Source organism: Leifsonia sp. Root227 (assembly GCF_001428745.1).
Lineage (GTDB): Bacteria > Actinomycetota > Actinomycetes > Actinomycetales > Microbacteriaceae > Leifsonia.
The window spans coordinates 663071-680750 of the sequence record NZ_LMIO01000002.1; the positions used below are offsets into that span (position 1 = coordinate 663071).

Genomic DNA, 17680 nt, shown 5'->3' on the forward strand with positions numbered 1-17680 from the left:
AGGAGTGCAAGCCTACCGAGGCACGCCTTGGCGCCCCCTGGACCCGGACCTGTTCAGCGCTCCACCAGCCCGTTGTCGTAGGCGAAGATCACCGCGTGCACCCTGTCGCGCAGGTGCAGCTTGGCCAGCACCCGGCCGACGTGCGTCTTGACCGTCGACTCGGTGAGGAAGAACTTCGTGCCGATCTCCCCGTTGGAGAGCCCGTCGGCGATGGCGAGCAGGATCTCGCGTTCGCGCGGGGTCAGCGCCGCTGTCGGGTCGACGCCGCCGCTCTGGGCAGTGGATGCGGCCGGCAGCCGGTCCGCGAACAGTTCCAGCATCGACCTGGTCACCCTGCCTGACACCGCGGCGTCTCCGGCGGCGACGGCCCTGATCGCATCCGTCAGCTCGCTCGGTCTCGCGTCTTTGAGCAGGAAGCCGCTCGCGCCTGCGCGGAGGCCGCCGAAGGCGTACTCGTCGAGGTCGAAGGTGGTGAGGATGATGATGCGCGCCTCCGGATTGGCCGCCACGATGCGCCTGGTGGCCTCGATGCCGTCGAGGGAGGGCATCCGCACGTCCATCAGGATGACGTCCGGTCTGGTCTCCACGGCGAGGCGAACGGCTTCGAGTCCGTCCGACGCCTCTCCGACGACGTTCAGGCCGCTGTCCGCTTCGAGCACCATGCGGAAGCCGAGGCGCACGAGCGCCTGGTCGTCGACCAGCAGCACGCGGATCGGGTTGTCGTCGGTCACGGAGTGTTCTCCTCGGTCGGGGCGGTCGGGGTGGTCGGGGTGGTCGGGGTGGCCGGGGTGGCCGGGGCGGTCGGCGTGGTCGGGCTCATCCGTGCGGCCGGCGGGATCGCGTCGAACACCGCCAGCAGGCGCCAGCCGCCTCCCTGCTTCGGTCCTGCCTCCAGTCTGCCGCCGTAGAGCGCAACGCGCTCGCTCAGCCCGAGCAGGCCACGGCCGGAGCCCTGGCCTGTCGCGCCGTGCACGGCCGCGTCATCGTCGACCGTGATCTCGATGGTGTCCGTCCCGAACCGGATGCGCACCTCCACCACCGTCGCGAGTGCTGCGTACCGCAGCGCGTTCGTCAGCGCCTCCTGGACGACACGGAAGATCGTGAGCTGCTGCCCGGTGTCCGTCGGAGGAACGCCGTCGACCGTAACGCGCACGGGCAGCCCTGCTGCGCGGAAACGCTCCACCAGTTCGCTCAGCTCGCTCACGCCCGGCTGCGGGGCGCGCTCGTCGCCGTCGCCGTCCGTCGCACGCAGCACGCCGAGGAGTCTCCGCATGTCGCCGAGCGCCCCTCGCCCCGTTTCTGCGACCATCCGCATCGCCTCCGCAGAGCGCTCGGGCGAGATCGCCGCCAGCCCTGCAGAGCCGTCCGCGAGGGTGATCATCACCGTGAGGCTGTGCGACACGATGTCGTGCATTTCTCTGGCGATCCTGTTGCGCTCGGCCGTCGCCGCGATGACCGCCTGCTGGTCGCGCTCGCGAGCGAGCTGCTGCGCCCTGTCGATGAGCGCCACAAGGTAGCGGCGCCGGTTGCCGATGTTGTTGCCGATCAGCACGAAGAACAGCGCGAACGAGATCACCGTGAACGCCGAGGGCACCACCGCCGTCTCCAGCGGGGAGAACAGGGCGGCGTGGTCGATGACCACCGACAGGCTGAGCGTCGCGATGGCGACGGCGGAGAGTACTCCGAATGCGATCCAGGCCGCGCGGGCGGAGCGGTAGACCGCGAGGGCGTACAGCGCGAAGAGCGCTGGGACCACATCCACGTCGTGGCCGAGGAAGACGCTGATCGCCATCACGGCGGCGCCGACCGCGAAGACGGCGACGGGATTGTGCCTCCGCAGGAACAGCGCTGCGCCGGCGATGGCGGCGAGCCCGACGCGCACGCCGAGCTGCCAGCTCGGCTCGACGACCATCCCCACCACTCCGGCGAGGAGCGTCGGGACGAGGTAGATGCCTGCCACCACCGCATCCACGGCCACGGGATGTGCGGCCATCGTGCGCCGGATGACGCCGGGAGGCCGCGGGAGCTGCAGATCACCCCCGGCCGGAGTCGTCCGGCCGGGGGTGAGCTGTTCGTCTGTCATGTGGTGGCGTTACCTGTGGAGGTTGCGCGGCTACGCGTCGCGGCGCTTCAGGATGATCGCGCCGACAATGAACGCCACCGCGGTCCAGCCGAGCACGATGAGCACGTTCGCCCACGGCTCGAATCCGCCGTTGTCCGACCCGGCCATTCCGGCGCCCGCAGCGCTGATCAGGTAGTTGCTCGCCTTGCCGATCCACTCGATGTTGGTGAGCGAGTGCACCAGGTTGACGATGATCGGCAGCAGGAAGACGACGCCGAGCGCAGCGGCGATTCCGCCGGCCCCCGCCCGGAGGATCGTGCCGAGTCCGAGCGCGAACACAGACACCAGTCCGAGGTATGCGCCTGCGCCGACGATCGCCCAGAGGGTGTCGGCCGACCAGAAGTCGGCCGTGAAGCCCTTGCCGGAGAGCACGGGTGCCGCGATGGCCCAGGAGCCCGCCACGGTCACGACGCCGACGACGAACGAGGCGATGAACAGCACGATCGCCTTGGCCGCGAGCACGGGGAGGCGTTTCGGCACTGCGGCGAACGAGGAGCGGATCATGCCCGTGGAGTACTCGCCGCTGATGGCGAGCACGCCGAGGACGGCGACCGCGAGCTGGCCGAAGGTCACGCCGAACGACGCGGTGTTGACGACGAAGGCGGAATGCTGGGCGGCGGGGATCTGCTTCGCGATCGTGTCAGGGATCGAGAACGCGACCAGGCAGGTCATGCCGAGCCCGAGGACGACGACGATCGCGTACGTCCAGAACGTGGAGCGCAGCGAGCGGAGCTTGATCCACTCCGAGCGGATCACGCGGGCGAAGTTCAGGTGCCCGAGCGAAGTGTGCCTGACGGGCATGGTTGCTGTCGCGGTGCTCATCGGGAGACCTCCGTGCGGTATTCGACCTCGTCCTGCGTCAGTTCGAGGTAGGCCTCCTCCAGGGAGGCGTTGAGGGGGGTGAGCTCGTGGAGGACGATGCCGAACTGTGCGGCGGCCTCTCCGACCTGGGCGCTGGTGAGTCCGGAGACCTCGAGGAGGCTGGCTTCGATGCCGGTGATGGTCACGTCGGCTCCCGCGATGGCGCGGGCGAGCTGCTCGGCCTGCGGGGTGCGGACGCGCACGGCGTTGCGGGTGGCGCCGGCGAGGATGTCGGCAACGGGAGCGTCCGCAAGGACGCGGCCTCTGCCGAGCACGATGATGTGGTCGGCGGTCTGCGCCATCTCGCTCATCAGGTGGGACGACAGGAACACCGTCCTGCCCTCGGAGGCGAGGTGCCTGGCGAACTGACGCACCCAGAGCACGCCCTCCGGGTCGAGGCCGTTGACCGGCTCGTCCAGGATGAGAGTGGCAGGGTCACCGAGCATGGCCGCCGCGATGCCGAGGCGCTGCCCCATGCCGAGCGAGAAGCCGCCGACGCGCTTGCCCGCGACCGCTTCGAGTCCGGCGAGGCCGATGACCTCATGCACGCGGCGCTTGGGGATGCCGTGCGTCGCCGCCATCGCAAGCAGGTGGTTGTATGCGCTGCGGCCGGTGTGCACGGCCTTCGCGTCGAGCAGAGCTCCCACCTCGGTGAGGGGGGACTTGTGGTCGACGTACCGCTTGCCGTTGACGATGGCCGTGCCGTGCGTCGGCCGGTCGAGTCCCATGATCATGCGCATGGTGGTGGACTTGCCCGCGCCGTTCGGGCCGAGGAAGCCGGTGACCTTGCCCGGTTGGATGGTCGCCGAGATGTCGTTGACGGCGGTCTTGGAACCGTACGTCTTTGTGAGGCGCTCGAGTTGGATCATGCTACGACCCTATTGAACCCGCGCCGTTTGCGACATCGGCGCGTGGTCCGGTCTCGCATCCACTGCCTGTCGTACCCCGGTACGAGGCGGATGTGCCCGGACACACGAGTGGTCCCCGACGCCCTGCGCAGAGAGGCGCACGGCGTCGGGGACCACGGGATGAGGTCGGCGCTGTCGTTAGCGGGCGTCGCGCTCCTGGGCCGCGAGCGCGCGCTCGACGCCGGCCAGGTTCTCGACCACCAGGCGGCGAAGCGCGGCCGGCTCCGCGTTGGCGGCGAGCCAGGCCTTCGTCGCGTCCCGCAGTTCGGCGTTCGCGAGCGGCGCCGGGTACATCCCGGCCACCAGGTACTCGGCGATCTTGTAGCTGCGCGACTCCCAGACGCCCTGCAGCGACGCGAAGTACGGCTCCACGAACGTGGCGAGCACACTCTTGTCCGCCGCGCGCTGGAAGCCGAGACCGGTGTAGCGCACGATCGTGTTCGGCGCGGTGTCCGTGGCGAACACCGAGTCCCAGGCGGCCTGCTTGCCCTCCTGCGTCGGGATGCTCGCTGCGGCCTGCGCGGCGAACTGCGCGCCGTTGGCGGTGTTGTCAGCGGCGAGCGCAGCGTCGATCTCCTGCGTGCCGGCCTTGCCTCCGGCGGCGAGGGCGATCAGCAGCTCCCAGGCCAGGTCGGTGTCGACCTCGAGGCCGGGCAGCGTCACGCTGCCGTCGCGCAGTGCTGCGACGGTCGCCAGCTGCTCGTCGGTCGAGGCTGCTGCGGCGAAGAACTTGACGAACTGGAACTGCGCGTCGCTTCCCGTCTCGGCCTGCTGGGCCAGCGTCCACAGGGTGGATGCGACCTCCTCCACCGTCGCCTGCTGGCGCTCCGGCGCGACGTACGAACCGGCGGCGAGGAGCAGCTGGCTGAGCGTCGTGCGGATCGTGGTGGACTCCGTCTCCGGCGCGATGTTGCCGAGGACGAGGCGGACGTAGTCGCCTGCCGGGGTCTCCGCGTCCCGCGTCGCATCCCAAGCTGCACCCCAGACGAGCGAGCGGGCGAGCGGGTTCTCGATGGACGAGAGGTGCTCGATGGCGACCTGGAGGGACTGCTCGTCGAGGCGGATCTTCGCGTACGCGAGGTCGTCGTCGTTCAGCAGCACCAGTGCGGGGCGGGCGAGGCCGACGAGCTCTGCGACGTCGGTGCGCTCACCGTCGACGTCGAGCTCGATGCGGTGGTCGCGCACGAGACGGCCGTCCACCAGGTTGTAGAACCCGATGGCGAGGCGGTGCGGGCGGATGGTGGGGTAGTCCGCCGCCGCGGTCTGCAGCACGGCGAACGACGTGATCGTGCCGTCCGCATCCACCTCGATCTCCGGGCGGAGCGTGTTGACGCCCGCGGTCTCCAGCCACTTCTCCGACCAGTCGGTCAAGTCGCGGCCGCTGGTGGCCTCCAGCTCAACGAGCAGGTCGCGCAGCTCGGTGTTGGAGTGCGCGTGCTTCTTGAAGTACTGGGCGACGCCGGCGAGGAAGTCGTCCTGGCCGACCCACGCCACCAGCTGCTTGAGTACGGATGCGCCCTTGGCGTACGTGATGCCGTCGAAGTTGACCTGCACGTCTTCGAGGTCGTTGATGGTCGCGACGATCGGGTGCGTGGACGGCAGCTGGTCCTGCTTGTACGCCCAGCTCTTCTCCATCGCGGCGAAGGTCGTCCACGCCTCGTGCCACTCGGTGGCCTCCGCGGTGGCGAGGGTGGATGCGTACTCGGCGAACGACTCGTTCAGCCAGAGGTCGTTCCACCACTTCATCGTCACCAGGTCGCCGAACCACATGTGCGCGAGCTCGTGCAGGATCGTGACGACGCGACGCTCCTTGATGGCGTCGGTGACCTTCGAGCGGAACACGTAGGTCTCGGTGAAGGTGATCGCTCCGGCGTTCTCCATCGCGCCGGCGTTGAACTCGGGGACGAAGAGCTGGTCGTACTTCTCGAACGGGTACGCGTAGTCGAACTTCTCCTCGTAGAACGCGAAGCCCTGACGGGTCTTCTCGAAGATGTAGTCCGCATCCAGGTACTCGGCCAGCGACTTGCGCGCATAGACGCCGAGCGGGATGACGCGGCCGTCGCGGCTGGTGAGCTCGCTGTGCACCGACTCGTACGGCCCGGCGATGAGCGCGGTGATGTATGAGGAGATGCGGCTGGTGGGCGCGAACGCCCAGGTGTTCTTGCCATCGCCGGCGTCGGTGGGCTCTGGCGTGGGGGAGTTGCTCACGACGGCCCAGTGCGCGGGAGCCGTGACGGTGAAGGTGAACTCCGCCTTCAGGTCGGGCTGCTCGAACACGGCGAACATGCGGCGGGAGTCCGGGACCTCGAACTGGCTGTAGAGGTACACCTCGCCGTCGACGGGGTCGACGAAGCGGTGCAGGCCCTCTCCGGTGTTGGTGTAGATCGCGTCCGCGACGACGGTCAGCTCGTTCTGGGCCTCGAGGCCGTCGAGCTGGATGCGCACGCCGTCGCTGACCCGCGCGGGGTCGAGCTCGACGCCGTTGAGGGTCACAGAGTGGACCGTGCGGGTGATCGCGTCGATGAACGTCGACGATCCCTCTTCTGCGTCGAAGCGCACGGTGGTGGTGCTGAGGAACGTCTCCGGCCCCGTCGTCAGGTCGAGGACGACCTCATACGAGTTGGTGCTGACGAGCGATGCACGCTCCTGGGCTTCGACGCGGGTGAGGTTTTCTCCTGGCAACGCTGACTCCTTGAAGATTCGACGGATTGTGTCCAATGGACAACCCTAGACGCATCGGCGGCGGAGGGTCAGGTGCTGTGATCCTGGTGTGCTGCAGCTGTGCTGCTGCGTCGGTGGCTCTCCCTAAACTGGGTGCATGCGCATCCACATCGCCACCGACCACGCCGGTCTGGACTTCAGCACCCACCTTCAGGCCCACCTCGCGGAGGCCGGTCACGACGTCGTCGACCACGGCCCGCAGAGCTACGACCCGATCGACGACTACCCGGCGTTCTGCATCAACGCTGCCAAGGCCGTCGTCGCCGACCAGCAGGCGGGCGTCGAGGCGCTCGGCGTCGTCTTCGGCGGCTCGGGCAACGGCGAGCAGATCGCGGCCAACAAGGTGATCGGCGCTCGCGCAGCCCTCGTCTGGAACGAGAGCACGGCGCAGCTCGCCCGGCAGCACAACGACGCCAACGTCATCTCCATCGGGGCCAGGCAGCACACGGTCGAGGAGGCGACGCGCTTCATCGACGTCTTCATCGCAGAGCCGTTCTCGCTGGAGGAGCGGCACGTCCGGCGCATCGCCCAGCTCGCCGAGTTCGAGGCGACGGGAGACATCGCAGGCAAGAACGTGGATCACTGATGCCCGAGGGTCACTCCGTCCACCGCATCGCCCGCCAGTTCGCCACCAACTTCGTCGGGCACCGCATCGCCGTGTCGTCGCCGCAGGGACGGTTCGCCGAGGGAGCGTCCCGCATCGACGGGCACGTGATGACCGACGCCCGCGCGGTGGGCAAGCAGATGTTCCTGGAGTTCGACAACGGGCTCTGGCTGCGCATCCACCTGGGCATCTACGGCGCGTGGGACTTCGCGGGCGACATCAGCGTCGACCCGACCATCGCGGCGGCGAACGGGCGGATGGGGCAGACCAACCAGCGCGGGACGGTGCTGGAGGATGCGGACGGCGCTGATCTCGATGGCGCCGTTCTGGATGGCGCCGTTCTGGACAGTGCTGGGGAGAACTCCCTGCACAGCATCGGCGCGCCGCGGCGCACGCGGCTGCGCATGGCGGAGTCGGAGAAGGTGGAGGACGAGATCACCACGTTCCCGCCGGAACCGATCGGTCAGGTGCGGGTGCGACTGCTGAGCGACACCGCCGTCGCCGACCTCCGCGGACCGACGGCCTGCGAGGTCCTCGATCCCGCCCAGGTGGATGCGGTGATCGCCAAACTCGGACCCGACCCGCTCCTGCAGCACGACCAGGCGGCGGAAGACCGCTTCGTCGCCGCCGTGCGCAAGAAGCAGACGTCGATTGCCCTGTTGCTGATGGATCAGAACGTCGTCGCAGGCATCGGCAACGTCTACCGCGCAGAGCTGCTGTTCCGCGCCCGCCTCAACCCGCACACGCCGGGCAAGCTGGTGCAGGAGGACACGGCGCGAGCGCTCTGGCAGGACTGGGCGAAGCTGCTGCGGATCGGCGTCGAGACCGGCCAGATGATGACCATGGACGACCTCGACCCCGAGAGCTACCGCAAGGCGATGGCGAGCCGCGAGGACAGGCACTGGGTGTACAAGCGCGAGGGCCTGCCGTGCCGGATCTGCGGCACGCACATCGTGATGGAGCTCCTGGGAGGGCGCAAACTGTACTGGTGCCCGAAGGACCAGGCCTGAGCGCTCCGCGTATGGGCGACGATCTGGTGCTGAACACCGCCCGAGCCTGACCAAGCCGACCCCGACCGGAGACAGCCGATGAGACAGAACCCCAGCTTCGCCCTCGCCGACGTGGAGGAGATCAAGCGGCTGATCCGTCTGAACCCGTGGGCGACGATCGTCAGCAGCATCGCGGAGGGGCTGGTCGCCTCGCACTACCCGATCCTGGTCGACGAGTCGCGCGACGAGCTCTCGATCGTCACGCACGTCGGCCGTCCGGACGACCTGGTGCACGAGCTGGGGCAGCACGAGATCCTCGTGGTGGTGCAGGGGCCGCACGGCTACATCTCGCCAGGCTGGTACGACGCCAACCCGGCCGTGCCCACCTGGAACTTCACGGCAGCGCACCTGGGCGGCGTGCCGGAGATCCTCAGCGACGAGGAGAACTTCGAGGTGCTCGGCAAGCTGGTCGACCACTTCGAGGACAGGATGCCAGAACCGCGAAGGATGCTCGGCGCACCCGCGGACGCGGCGTACGCGCAGCGCATCTCCTCCGGCACCGTCGGGATGCGCCTGACGCCCACGAAGATCGTCGCGAAGAGCAAGCTCAGCCAGAACAAGCCGGCAGAGACGGTCGACAGGATCATCGGCGAACTCGAAGGCGACGGCGTGTACGCCAGCCGCGACCTGGCGGCGGAGATGCGCAGGGTGCACGACCGGATGCGCGCGGCGCGGTGACGCAGCAGGGGAGCAGCGCAGAGGCGGTGCTGCTGCGCGGGGCACGCCTGCCCGGCGTGGACGGCGAGCACGATGTGCTGCTGCGCGACGGGGCGATCGTGGCCGTCGGCGATGCCGGGAGCGTGGCTGCACGGGACTTCGGTGCCGTGGGGACCGTTCGGCAGGTGCAGCTCGACGGACGGTGGATCGTTCCAGGGCTGTGGGACCAGCACGTGCATTTCACCCAGTGGGCGCAGACCGCACGGCGGCTCGACCTCTCGCGGGCACGATCGGCGGCGGAGGCGGCCGACCTCGTGCGTGCGCGCATCGCAGCGGAGGACGCGGAGCAGCCGCGGAGCCCGGCAGGCGGGTCGCGCCGGGCAGGGGAGCGGGCGGCGGCGGAGCCGCTGGTCGGCTTCGGGTTCCATGACGCGCTCTGGCCGGACCAGCCCACCCGCGCCCTCCTGGATGCGGCAGCGGACGGCCGCGCTGTCGTCCTGATCGCCGGCGACCTGCACTGCTCCTGGCTGAGCACGGCGGCCGCGCGACGGTTCGCGCCCGAGACGGCAGACGATCCGTCCGCAGCTGTGTTGCGCGAGGACGCGAGCTTCGCCGTCACCAGCCTGCTCGCCGCTGCCGACGACGCCACCCTCGACCGGTGGGCGGCCGAGGCGGCGTCGGCGGCAGCCGCGCGTGGCGTGGTCGGGATCGTCGACCTCGAGTACGGCTGGAACCTGGAGGTGTGGCAGCGCAGGATGGCCGGGGGCGCATCCACCGGCGCCGGTGTGTCCACCGGCTCCGGCGCATCCGGTGGTTCGGCTGCGGCGCTCAGGGTCGAGTTCGGCATCTACCCCGACGACCTGGAGCGCGCCATCGCGGCCGGGCTGCGCACGGGAGACGTCATCGACGGCACGGACGGCCTGCTCACGGTGGGACCGGCGAAGATCATCAGCGACGGCTCCCTCAACACGCGCACCGCACTGTGCGTCAGCGCGTATCCCGACGGAGGGCACGGCGTCGCCAATCTCACGAACGCCGAACTCGTCGAGTGGATGCGGCGCGCAGCCTCCTCCGGCATCGAACCCACCGTGCACGCGATCGGCGACCGCGCGAACACGCTGGCGCTCGACGCGTTCGAGACGGTCGGCTGCCGGGGACGGATCGAGCACGCACAGCTGGTCTCGGCCGTTGACGTGCCGCGCTTCGCCGGGCTCGGCGTCACCGCGAGCGTCCAGCCCGAGCACGCGATGGACGACCGCGACGTCGCAGACGCGCTCTGGGCCGGCCAAACCGACCGTGCGTTCCCTCTTGCGGAACTGCACGCCTCCGGCGCAACCATCGCCTTCGGCTCCGACGCTCCCGTCGCGCCGCTCGATCCGTGGATCGCGCTGTCGGCCGCCGTCACCCGGTCGCGCGACGGCCGGTCGCCGTGGCACCCTGAGCAGGCGCTGTCCAGGGAGGCCGCGCTGCGCGCATCCACCCGGTCGAGCATCCAGGCGGGCCAGCCGGCGGACATCGCGGTGCTCGACGCCGACCCGTTCACCTGCCTGGCCGCCGACCTGCGTGGGATGCCCGTGGCCGCGACGCTGCTGGCCGGCCGCTTCACGCACGACACGCTCGGCTGGGCGTAGCCCGCGCAGTCGAGGAACCGGCGCCCGCCGAGCAGCGCTCGTCTGCGCGAGGGAGGTGCCGTCGCCGGACGCCACCCCACACGCGCATCCACAGGCCACGGCACGCTAATCGACGGGATGCCAGTATCTGCGCGCGATATCCCTGCCCTGAGCGCAGTCACTGTCATCTCGTCGGGCATGCGCCGGCCCCGGGACGGCGAATGGCCCAGGATCGTCGACGATCCAGGGCCATTCGATGCGGGCGTGCCGCGGAAGGCTGCGCTACTTGCTGATGTGCGCGAACAGGAACCAGCGGTCCTTGTCGAGGCCGCGGGCGATCTCGATGGCGATGTCCTGGCTGGTCTGGTCGAGCTCGTCGAGTTCCTTGACGGCGGCGTTCACGTTGGCGAGGGCAGCGTCGATCTGGCCGATGACCTCGGCGATGGTGTCGTTCGACTGGCGGAAGCCTGCGGTGAGCTCGGTCGTGCTGGTCTTGGCTGCGACCGTGCCGAGGCGGGCGTCAACGGGGAGACCGAGGGCGACGATGCGCTCCGCGGCGAGGTCGGCCCACTCCTGGGCGTGGTCGACGATGACGTCGAGCAGCTCGTGCACGCCGATGAAGTTGGCTCCGCGCACGTGCCAGTGGGCCTGCTTGCCGTTGACGACGAGGGCGGTGAGGTCGATGACCACGGGGCTCAGGAACTGGGCGACTCCGGCGGCGACGTCGGGGTTCGAAACACTCTGGGTTGCGGCGATGTCCGTCATGGGTTGGCGTCCTTTCTGCTGACTGAAGACAACGCTACGCGTCCACAGGAATTCCGCAACGAAGCTGAGCCTCCGCTAACTAAGGGTGGGATAACCCCCGCACAGGTCCGGGCGGCCGCCCGATACCAGCGCCGGCGCCGGTTCGGGAGGCTGGAGGAACACGAAGGAGACCACACCATGAGCACAGACACACCTCCCGTCCGCGCCGCCACGACATCTGGCACTCTGGATGCTGTGAGCACCCCCGATATACGGCCAGGCGACGTGCGACCAGGCGACACGCAGCCCGCCGGCGCGCGACCGGCCGACGCGTCCGCCGCATCCACAGCCACCCGGCGGGGTTACGGCGGCCTCTGGCGCGGCGTGCCCCGCGAGCTCGGCTTCCTGCTGCTGACCATGCCCATCGCGATCATCGGCATGTCCGTCGGGCTGACCCTGTTCTGGACGGGCGTCGGCACCATCGTCATCTACGTCGGTCTGTTCGTGCTGATCGCCGCGTTCTACGTCGTCCGTGCGTTCGGGACGCTGGAGATCGTGCGTCTGCGCTGGGCAGGGCGCCCGCCGATCACCGAGCCTCAGTGGTCGGAGCCCGGCACGCCGCAGCCGTTCTGGCGCGCCATGTTCGGGCCGTTCGTCAACGGCCACTACTGGCTGTACCTGCTGCACACGCTGATCATCAACCCGATCGTCAGCATCGTCTCGTGGACGCTCACCATCGTCTGGACCTCGGTCGCCCTCGGCGGCCTGACAGCGTGGTTCTGGGAACGATTCACCCCGGACAACGGCAGGGACATCTACCTCTCGCGTGTGGTCGTCGACTGGGTGTTCGGCATCCACTCGACCTTCGACCCTCGGGCAGGGGATGCGATCCTCGAACTGATCGTCGGCGTCGTCTTCGCCGTCACCCTGCCGTTCATCACCCGCGGCCTCACCTCGCTGCACGGCGTCATCGCGCTCGGGATGCTCGGGGCGTGGCGCTCGGAGGCGCTGCAGCGGGAAGTGGCCGACCTGTCCGCATCCCGTGGTGCAGCGGTGGTGGCGGAGGACCAGGCGCTGCGTCGGCTGGAGCGCGACCTGCACGACGGTCCGCAGCAGCGGCTCGTCCGGTTGCAGATGGACATCGCCGCAGCGGAGCGCAAACTCTCCGACGATCCGGATGCGGCACGCGCCATCCTCGCGGAGGCCGGCCAGCAGGCCCACGACACCCTCGAGGAGCTGCGAGCACTGTCCCGCGGCTTCGCCCCGCCGATCCTGCAGGACAGGGGACTCGTCGCCGCCGTCGACTCGCTCGCCGCGCGCAGCCCCATCCCGTTGCGGGTGGAGTCGTCGCTGCAGCAGGGCACGCGGTTCTCGCCGGAGCTGGAGCGCAGCGTGTACTTCGTGGCCGCAGAGCTGTCCGCGAATCTCGCGAAGCACTCCGGCGCAACGGAGGCGCGGCTGTTCCTCGACCGCACGGTCGATCAGGCGACAGGGGCGGCGTGGCTGAGCGTGTGGCTGACGGACAACGGCACAGGGGGAGCGTCGAAGCTCGCAGGGCACGGGCTCGCCGGGCTGGACGAGCGCGTGCGCGGACTGCGCGGCGAGTTCGTGGTGGACAGCCCGGTGGGCGGTCCCACGCGGATCGGGGCGCGCATCCCGGTGTGACTCGGCCAGGGTGCGCGGACGTGCCCTGGTGGCTGCGGCGCGCATCCACCGGCTGTGCCCCGCCTCTAGGCTGGTGGGGTGACTTCGAGTGACCCCACCAGCCTTCGCCTGGTCATCGCCGACGACTCCGTGCTTCTGCGCGAAGGCCTGGTGCGCCTGTTCGACGAGGCCGGCTTCGAGACCGTCGGCGCCTACGGGGACGCGGATGCGCTCCTCGCCTCGGTCGGCTCGCTCGCCCCGGACGTGGCGGTCCTCGACGTGCGGATGCCGCCGACGTTCCGCGACGAGGGCGTGCGCGCCGCGCTCACGCTGCGGGCGGAGCATCCGGAGATCGGGGTGCTGCTGCTCAGCCAGTACGTCGAAGGCACGTACGCGCAGGAACTCCTCGCGAGTGGTCAGGGTGGCACAGGCTACCTGCTGAAAGACCGCATCGCCTCGCTCGATGAGCTGCGGGATGCGGTCACCCGCGTGGCGGACGGTGGCACCGTCCTCGACCCGCAGGTGGTGCGCGAACTGCTGGTGCGGCGCACGAACCCGCTGGAGTCGCTGACGCCGCGCGAGCGCGAGGTGCTGCAGCTGATGGCGGAGGGCAGGACGAACGCCGGCATCGCACAGCGGCTGGTGATCGGCGTGGGGGCTGTGGAGAAGAACGTGACCTCGATCTTCCAGAAGCTCGCCTTGGAGGACTCCGGCGACGACCACCGCCGGGTGCTAGCGGTGCTGGCGTTCCTGCAGCGCTGACGCGGCGACGACCCTTGCCGTCTGCGAGCGGCGGCACCAGAATGAAGGCACTTCGATCCCTCGGATGAAAGAAGGTGCCCCATGGCCGGACTGGACGACATCACCAACAAGGCGAAAGAGTTCCTCGACAGCGACCAGGTCAAGAACGCTCTGAAGAGCGAGCAGGCCGAAGACATCAGCGACAAGCTCCTCGACGGCGTCGCCGACGCGGCCAACAAGGTCACGGGAGGCAAGTTCGAGTCGCAGATCGACGGCGCCCGCGACGCGGCCGACAAGGCGGTCGGGACGGAGTAGTCCCCGCGCGCTGTGCACGTGCGAAGCGGTCGGTTCCCGGTGTGGGGACCGGCCGCTTCGTGTTTCGCCGTGCGTACAGTGGCTGGATGCACGCCGACGTCGATATCAAGCCAGCCTCAGTGTCCGACCTCATCGCGGTCGGCGGACTGCGCTGGGACTCGCTCGAGGAGAACGGTGGGAAGCCGGACGACACGCGCGAGTCCTTCGCAGCGCGATTCGCTGCCTGGGCCGCCGGCCACGACTCGACGCACACCTGTTTCGTCGCGGTGACGACCGCCGACCGGGAGGTGGTCGGGATGGCGTGGCTCGCCGTCACCCTCCGCGTTCCGAGCGCACGCGCGTTCGACCGCGCCTCCGGCGACCTGCAGTGCGCGTACGTCGTCCCGCGGCTTCGCGACGCGGGGATCGGCGCTCGGCTCGTGCTGGCCGTCCTGGAACGCGCATCCGAGCTGGGGCTGGAACGCGTGACCGTGCATTCGAGCCCGGGTGCTGTGCGCTTCTACGAGCGCGCGGGCTTCGCCTCGGAGGACGTGCTGCTGCACGCCAAGGTCACCAGCCAACCGCATGCCTGACGAGTTGCCAGTATCCGGGCGGAAATCCGTGCATCGTCTCGCAGCTACTGGCATCTCGTCGATGTAGCGGATGCGGGTCGATGTAGCGAATGCGGATTTGGAGACCGCTGTGGAGAGACAACAATCAGGGCTCACGCGCACTCAACGGAGGGGATGACGGGAATCGAACCCGCGCAATCAGTTTGGAAGCCTTATTCCTGCTGGCCCTGACCCCTGGAAACTCCGCTGAATTCCGCCATTTTCTCGAAAATGAGGAGCGTCTTGCTGGTGCTCACTGTAGTTCCTTGTGGGCACGGAATGGGCACGCCGTGGGCACGGCATCACCCGTCCATCGGTCACCGCCGTGGGTCGTCGGGTGCTTGCTGCTCACTAGCCTCGTGCCTGCCCGGCTTCTCACTTATCGCGAAGCCCCACCAGATGAAACGCACGACGGGCAGGAAAAGCAGACCAGCTCCCGCGATGACCACGCCTAGTGTGAAGATCTCCGGATGTGCGTCCGTCCACTCCCAAGGCGCACTGAGCTACATGATTGCAACGAACCACGACACAAGAAGAAGCAGCCCGACGGTGCAGAACATGATCGAGTCCACAATGGTCCGGGAGATCTGCGAAGAGATGTGCAGGAACTACCGCGGACGGCCCCAGCGGACGCGAGCTAGATCCTCTCTTCGACGCTCTGGCCCTAATCGCTGCGAGCGTGCTCCGGATAGGACTGGAGGTATTCAACCTCTTGGAGAACGGCTATCCAGCCGGAGCACTGGCCCGCTGCCGGACTCTCCACGAGCTGAGCGTTTCCGCTTGGGTCCTCTCGGAGTACGGCCGCCGCCCCGGCCTGGAGAGTCTTGGACCGCGCTACATGGCCCACGCGGACGCTCGGGGGTGCGACAAGGCTCAGACTTGGGTGAAAGCCGGTTCAGGTTCACATTTTGACGATGCGGAACTTGCTCGACTCTATGAACGTCAGAACGCTGCTGTTCGGGCCTTCGGAGGCTCGCTGAAGCGTGATTGGGGGTGGGCGATTCCCCTTTTCGACAATGTCAACGACTGTACGTTTGCGGCTCTGGAACAACTTGCCGACCTGTCCCAGCTGCGAGGGCACTTCTCCTACGCCAGCAACCACGTACACGGAGGAACAGAGGCCGTACTTCTGAACTTGGCTGACGAAGGGTCGGGCGAGTACATGGTGGTTAACGCGACGCTGGAGGGCTTCGGGCTGCCTCTTGATATGGCCCGCTTTGCGATGGCCAGCACCACAGCCGCCCTCATCGCGGGTACTGCCACGGACGACAGTCCTAAGCCCAGCGCAACCGTGCTGCTCTACGCCCTGGATGCTCTGCTAGACGACTCCGATGAACCTGGCGGCGGGGTCTGACGCTCAGGACCTCTCTCGACGGCGCGGCAGCCGCTAGAGGGCGGTTCCTTGTCACTGGTGTCGACGGGAGCTTGAGTATCCGCTCAGCTCATCTCGAACACCGTTGATGGTGACGTACGAGCTGTAGAGCCTAGGAACGGCCACAAGGAAAACCAGTATTACGTGAGATGCGGCAACGACGGCGAGCGCTGCCCATACGCCTGATATCGCTCCGTGTTTGTCGGCGCTGAAGTTCATTCCCAGAACCAAGAACAAGGCCGCTGTCGCTGAGCTATACGACGCGACCAGGAGCTGCGCCGCCGTCTCGTCCAGGTGATCGCGGTCTATGCGCTCGGAGTTCTTATGGGCCTCCTCCCTCTCCGTCAGGCGGAGCCGCCACGTGGCGAGCTGAGCGAAAGCAGCGAGCAGCGCCCCAGCAAGCAGGCCGAGCGCAGCCAGCATCGCTGAAGGGTCAGCCAGTTTGCCGTGTGCGAAGAAGATCCAGAGGCCTAGCGCCACTGGAACGACGAGCACGATGACACGAATCCAGAATTGCCCTCGAACCCGACCTGCGCGGTAGTCCCCGAGCGACTTCCAGTGGCCCCGGAACAGGAAAAAGGGGTTCAACCTGTTCATGCCGCCTGCCCTCCAACGAATCTATGCGTCGGTGTTTATCTCAATTTTGAGGTCCTCGGCAATGGGGCCGAGCGTCTCTAGCGCCGTCGCCAACAGTTCCTTGTCGGACGGTGACCGTTCGCCTAGCGGGTATACGAATAGGCGCTCGATCGTGTTCGGCGAGATCGTCTGGGTCTTGTTCTTCTCCAGGAAGGTGATCTCACCATCGTTGAACTCCAGCTTATCCGTAGCGTCCGACGCTCCGATGAGAGTCCCTAAGTCCCGCGCAGCCGCCCGGGTCTTGTCCAGCGACTTGGCGTTGCGGTCCTCCCACCACTGCCGGATGATCCCCTTCAGATCGTCCACGCGGCTGACTGGTACTCCTTGCTGAGTGAGTTTAAGTTCGCCACGGTGGCGGTTGGCTCCGGAGTCGCTTGAACGCCTGCGCAGAGTGATCGAGTGGTCCTTGCTGTCGTTCAAGATGTCGTCAACTCGGTGACCGTCGAACGCTTCCACCAAATGCCAACGCACGAACGGGTCTTCTTCTCTGTCGCCCGCCTCGTTGAAGGACACCGACTCCCGCTGGTTTAGGACGCGCAACCAGTGCACGAGAACCTGGGCCGCGTACGTGCGCCCTAACGTCTCGGACACCACGAAGCCATCCGAGCCTGTCTCGGGTGCGATGAACCATATGCGGAAGGTGCGGGCGGTTGCCTTGCCCTTTAACTGGATGTCCTGACTGCCGTCGCTGCTCAGTAGGACTTCGTAGTCACCCTCACGCCCATACTCCACGCGCACCATCACGCGCTCACCGTCCCGGGCAACGGTTTTGACGCGCACGTATGGGTACTTCTTGGTCACATCTTCTGGCAGGTCGAGATCATCCGGGGAGTTCTGGTAGACAGCAGCCCCGAAAAGCAGTTTGTCCTGGAGCGTTCGAAGGTGTCGAGCGATCTCATCTGCGGCTGTGGAGTCTCTTCCACCCGCGCTCAAGTCATCGAACGGAAGCTGCTTGCGGCTCCTACCGACATATGCAGACAAAACGAAGAGCCTGAAACCGTATGCCGTCAATGTGCCCCCACGTCGCCCCTCTGGATACCTTCGTGGACATTAGCACCTCGTCGGTTCTGCCCCTCGTAACCTCGCCACCCCCTCTTTTAGGGGGG

Annotated in this window: 17 protein-coding genes; 9 read left to right on the forward strand and 8 right to left on the reverse strand. The window is 67.9% G+C overall.

What is annotated here, in order from left to right; translation table 11 throughout:
• Nucleotides 1-53 precede the first annotated feature (53 nt).
• From ASE16_RS08020 to pepN, 5 genes are all read right to left on the reverse strand, one after another.
• On the reverse strand, nucleotides 54-731 hold the full coding sequence (locus tag ASE16_RS08020) for a response regulator (protein WP_055893349.1): 678 nt from the start codon (nucleotides 729-731) through the stop codon (nucleotides 54-56).
• On the reverse strand, nucleotides 728-2083 hold the full coding sequence (locus ASE16_RS08025) for a sensor histidine kinase (protein WP_082581309.1): 1356 nt from the start codon (nucleotides 2081-2083) through the stop codon (nucleotides 728-730). Before ASE16_RS08025 ends, ASE16_RS08020 begins: the two co-directional genes overlap by 4 nt.
• Before the next feature lie 30 nt (nucleotides 2084-2113).
• Nucleotides 2114-2944, reverse strand: coding sequence for an ABC transporter permease subunit (locus ASE16_RS08030; protein ID WP_055893353.1), 831 nt, complete (start codon nucleotides 2942-2944; stop codon nucleotides 2114-2116).
• Nucleotides 2941-3852: an ATP-binding cassette domain-containing protein gene (locus ASE16_RS08035; protein WP_055893356.1), complete on the reverse strand. Its 912-nt coding sequence runs from the start codon at nucleotides 3850-3852 to the stop codon at nucleotides 2941-2943. The genes ASE16_RS08030 and ASE16_RS08035 overlap by 4 nt, the downstream gene beginning before the upstream one ends.
• A gap of 177 nt (nucleotides 3853-4029) precedes the next feature.
• Nucleotides 4030-6573 (reverse strand): aminopeptidase N, encoded by a 2544-nt coding sequence (gene pepN, locus ASE16_RS08040; protein WP_055893359.1) that lies wholly within the window; start codon nucleotides 6571-6573, stop codon nucleotides 4030-4032.
• Nucleotides 6574-6709: 136 nt separating this feature from the next.
• Here pepN and ASE16_RS08045 point away from each other — a divergent pair, with 136 nt between their 5' ends.
• The 4 genes from ASE16_RS08045 to ASE16_RS08060 all read left to right on the forward strand — a co-directional run bounded on the left by ASE16_RS08045 (nucleotide 6710) and on the right by ASE16_RS08060 (nucleotide 10553).
• A complete protein-coding gene (locus tag ASE16_RS08045; RefSeq protein ID WP_055893362.1) occupies nucleotides 6710-7198 on the forward strand; it encodes a ribose-5-phosphate isomerase in 489 nt (162 codons plus the stop codon).
• Nucleotides 7198-8226: an Fpg/Nei family DNA glycosylase gene (locus ASE16_RS08050; RefSeq protein ID WP_055893365.1), complete on the forward strand. Its 1029-nt coding sequence runs from the start codon at nucleotides 7198-7200 to the stop codon at nucleotides 8224-8226. Before ASE16_RS08045 ends, ASE16_RS08050 begins: the two co-directional genes overlap by 1 nt.
• A gap of 78 nt (nucleotides 8227-8304) precedes the next feature.
• Nucleotides 8305-8943, forward strand: a complete 639-nt coding sequence (locus ASE16_RS08055; RefSeq protein WP_055893370.1) for an FMN-binding negative transcriptional regulator — start codon at nucleotides 8305-8307, stop codon at nucleotides 8941-8943.
• Nucleotides 8940-10553 carry an amidohydrolase gene (locus ASE16_RS08060; RefSeq protein WP_055893375.1) on the forward strand — a complete coding sequence of 538 codons (1614 nt, stop codon included), beginning with the start codon at nucleotides 8940-8942 and terminating at the stop codon, nucleotides 10551-10553. The genes ASE16_RS08055 and ASE16_RS08060 overlap by 4 nt, the downstream gene beginning before the upstream one ends.
• Nucleotides 10554-10814: 261 nt before the next feature.
• Here the strand turns inward: ASE16_RS08060 and ASE16_RS08065 are convergent, their stop codons facing one another.
• Nucleotides 10815-11297 carry a Dps family protein gene (locus ASE16_RS08065; protein ID WP_055893379.1) on the reverse strand — a complete coding sequence of 161 codons (483 nt, stop codon included), beginning with the start codon at nucleotides 11295-11297 and terminating at the stop codon, nucleotides 10815-10817.
• Between the two features lie 177 nt (nucleotides 11298-11474).
• On the opposite strand from ASE16_RS08065, the gene ASE16_RS08070 reads away from it, so the two are divergent.
• The 5 genes from ASE16_RS08070 to ASE16_RS19750 all read left to right on the forward strand — a co-directional run bounded on the left by ASE16_RS08070 (nucleotide 11475) and on the right by ASE16_RS19750 (nucleotide 15920).
• Nucleotides 11475-12941, forward strand: coding sequence for a sensor histidine kinase (locus ASE16_RS08070; RefSeq protein ID WP_082581310.1), 1467 nt, complete (start codon nucleotides 11475-11477; stop codon nucleotides 12939-12941).
• A 78-nt stretch (nucleotides 12942-13019) separates the two neighbouring features.
• Nucleotides 13020-13682 carry a response regulator transcription factor gene (locus ASE16_RS08075; RefSeq protein ID WP_055893382.1) on the forward strand — a complete coding sequence of 221 codons (663 nt, stop codon included), beginning with the start codon at nucleotides 13020-13022 and terminating at the stop codon, nucleotides 13680-13682.
• Between the two features lie 81 nt (nucleotides 13683-13763).
• Nucleotides 13764-13976, forward strand: coding sequence for an antitoxin (locus ASE16_RS08080; protein WP_055893386.1), 213 nt, complete (start codon nucleotides 13764-13766; stop codon nucleotides 13974-13976).
• An 86-nt stretch (nucleotides 13977-14062) separates the two neighbouring features.
• Nucleotides 14063-14548 (forward strand): GNAT family N-acetyltransferase, encoded by a 486-nt coding sequence (locus ASE16_RS08085; protein WP_055894425.1) that lies wholly within the window; start codon nucleotides 14063-14065, stop codon nucleotides 14546-14548.
• A 685-nt stretch (nucleotides 14549-15233) separates the two neighbouring features.
• The gene (locus ASE16_RS19750) at nucleotides 15234-15920 is read left to right on the forward strand and encodes a DUF5677 domain-containing protein (RefSeq protein WP_268765805.1); all 687 of its coding nucleotides are present in this window, start codon (nucleotides 15234-15236) and stop codon (nucleotides 15918-15920) included.
• A 51-nt stretch (nucleotides 15921-15971) separates the two neighbouring features.
• Here ASE16_RS19750 and ASE16_RS08095 read toward each other — a convergent pair whose 3' ends face one another.
• Nucleotides 15972-16535, reverse strand: a complete 564-nt coding sequence (locus ASE16_RS08095; protein WP_055893393.1) for a hypothetical protein — start codon at nucleotides 16533-16535, stop codon at nucleotides 15972-15974.
• A 21-nt stretch (nucleotides 16536-16556) separates the two neighbouring features.
• Complete coding sequence (locus tag ASE16_RS08100; protein ID WP_157480212.1) at nucleotides 16557-17555, reverse strand: hypothetical protein; 999 nt, start codon at nucleotides 17553-17555, stop codon at nucleotides 16557-16559.
• Nucleotides 17556-17680: the final 125 nt, after the last annotated feature.

Coding starts and splice junctions, on each gene's coding strand:
- ASE16_RS08025 (WP_082581309.1), bottom strand. CDS start 2,083: ATGACAGACGAACAGCTCACCCCCGGCCGGACGACTCCGGCCGGGGGT.
- ASE16_RS08030 (WP_055893353.1), bottom strand. CDS start 2,944: ATGAGCACCGCGACAGCAACCATGCCCGTCAGGCACACTTCGCTCGGG.
- ASE16_RS08035 (WP_055893356.1), bottom strand. CDS start 3,852: ATGATCCAACTCGAGCGCCTCACAAAGACGTACGGTTCCAAGACCGCC.
- ASE16_RS08045 (WP_055893362.1), top strand. CDS start 6,710: ATGCGCATCCACATCGCCACCGACCACGCCGGTCTGGACTTCAGCACC.
- ASE16_RS08050 (WP_055893365.1), top strand. CDS start 7,198: ATGCCCGAGGGTCACTCCGTCCACCGCATCGCCCGCCAGTTCGCCACC.
- ASE16_RS08055 (WP_055893370.1), top strand. CDS start 8,305: ATGAGACAGAACCCCAGCTTCGCCCTCGCCGACGTGGAGGAGATCAAG.
- ASE16_RS08065 (WP_055893379.1), bottom strand. CDS start 11,297: ATGACGGACATCGCCGCAACCCAGAGTGTTTCGAACCCCGACGTCGCC.
- ASE16_RS08070 (WP_082581310.1), top strand. CDS start 11,475: ATGAGCACAGACACACCTCCCGTCCGCGCCGCCACGACATCTGGCACT.
- ASE16_RS08080 (WP_055893386.1), top strand. CDS start 13,764: ATGGCCGGACTGGACGACATCACCAACAAGGCGAAAGAGTTCCTCGAC.
- ASE16_RS08085 (WP_055894425.1), top strand. CDS start 14,063: ATGCACGCCGACGTCGATATCAAGCCAGCCTCAGTGTCCGACCTCATC.
- ASE16_RS08095 (WP_055893393.1), bottom strand. CDS start 16,535: ATGAACAGGTTGAACCCCTTTTTCCTGTTCCGGGGCCACTGGAAGTCG.